Origin of the sequence: Parasphingomonas zepuensis (assembly GCF_036663735.1) — a bacterium.
Classification (GTDB): Bacteria; Pseudomonadota; Alphaproteobacteria; order Sphingomonadales; family Sphingomonadaceae; genus Sphingomonas.
This window is the reverse complement of sequence record NZ_JAXOJO010000055.1, coordinates 1-1,191: the sequence shown is the minus strand read 5'-3', so window position 1 is coordinate 1,191 and position 1,191 is coordinate 1. Positions and strand designations below refer to the sequence as shown.

General features: G+C 60.4%; 2 protein-coding genes. One reads left to right on the top strand and one right to left on the bottom strand.

What is annotated here, in order from left to right:
* A partial coding sequence (locus U1769_RS25175) for a hypothetical protein (protein ID WP_332720895.1) occupies nucleotides 1–214 on the top strand: 214 nt, incomplete at its 5' end.
* 174 nt (nucleotides 215–388) lie between these two features.
* Here U1769_RS25175 and U1769_RS25170 read toward each other — a convergent pair.
* Entirely contained in the window at nucleotides 389–1,063 is a 675-nt protein-coding gene (locus tag U1769_RS25170; protein WP_332720894.1) for a glutathione S-transferase family protein, read from the bottom strand.
* Nucleotides 1,064–1,191 lie beyond the last annotated feature (128 nt).

Here is a 1,191-nt window from a genome sequence, read left to right as displayed (position 1 = left end):
CACCGCATTTGCAATCGGTCTTGCGCTGAGCGAATCAAATCTTCCGCAAAAGATAAAACATGTGTGGAGGAGGGAAGAGGATGGCAGACGGCGTTGCGCCATCGGTCTACTTTCCCTGGCCCAGGAGCGCTCAACTTCCGCGAACAACAACGGCGTTAACCCGGCTGCCATTTTCCGAACTCCACCTACGCTGTTGCTCTGCGCTGACGCTTGAGGCCGGACCTGTAGTCCAGCAGGCTTGGCCGATACCTTTGCAAGGCATCAACAACCTGGACTTAGGCCCCAAATCCGAGCGTGGAAGGCAGTGTGTTGCGCTGACCAACATTAGCTGCGGGGCTGTAAAACGAACCGCCCGCGGACCGTAATTTTGCGAAGCTTCGTTCACTATTCAGTCCGCGAGGAGCGCCTGCTGCTGACGAAGGCGCTGCCGGAATCGATCAGCATAGTCATCTGAGACAGCGGCAATGACGCTCTCCCGTGCCGCCAGAGCGGCCCGCCACGCTGATACGCGAGGATGCTTTTCAAAAATCGGCTGCGATACGGTCGGATCGAGGATGTCGAAGTAGCGGAAGATCGGCGCAAACACCGCATCGACCATGCCGAAGGCGGCACCGTTGAAATAAGGTTCTTCCGCGAGCGCTGCCTCCAGTTGCCGGAGCCGGTCGCGGAACGCCGCCTGCTTCGCATCTGCGGTGGAGCGATCGGTGGCGTTGAGGAACTGCCATGCGTCGGCCAGGGTTGCCGTGCCGAATTCGATCCAGCCGCGCTGTCGGGCGCGAGCCAGTGCATCGGCAGGATATAGCCGTGCGCCGTCCTGCGACTCTTCAAGATATTCGCAGATCACCATGCTCTCGAACAGGATCGCGTCCGGCCCGTCTACCTGGCTTACCTTGAGCAACGGCACCTTGCCGGTCGGCGAGATTGTCAGGAACCAGTCGGGCTTGGCCGCGAGATCGACGTCGATCCGGTCGAACGCCACACCCTTTTCCAGAAGGACGATCGCCGCGCGTTGAACGAACGGGCAAAGCGGATGGCTGATGAGCTTGAGGCTGGTATCGGGCATGCTGGTCTCACTATGCTAGGGGAGGGGGCACGGCGGAGCTTCCCGCCCGAAACGTCAAAAGCCACGCTGTTTGATCGACCTGGAGTTGTCGACAGGACCGCGGCAACGGTATCGCCGAAAGCGTGCGG

Bases quoted from the DNA above. Each gene is read 5' to 3' on its own strand.
- U1769_RS25170 (WP_332720894.1), bottom strand. From the start codon at position 1,063: ATGCCCGATACCAGCCTCAAGCTCATCAGCCATCCGCTTTGCCCGTTC.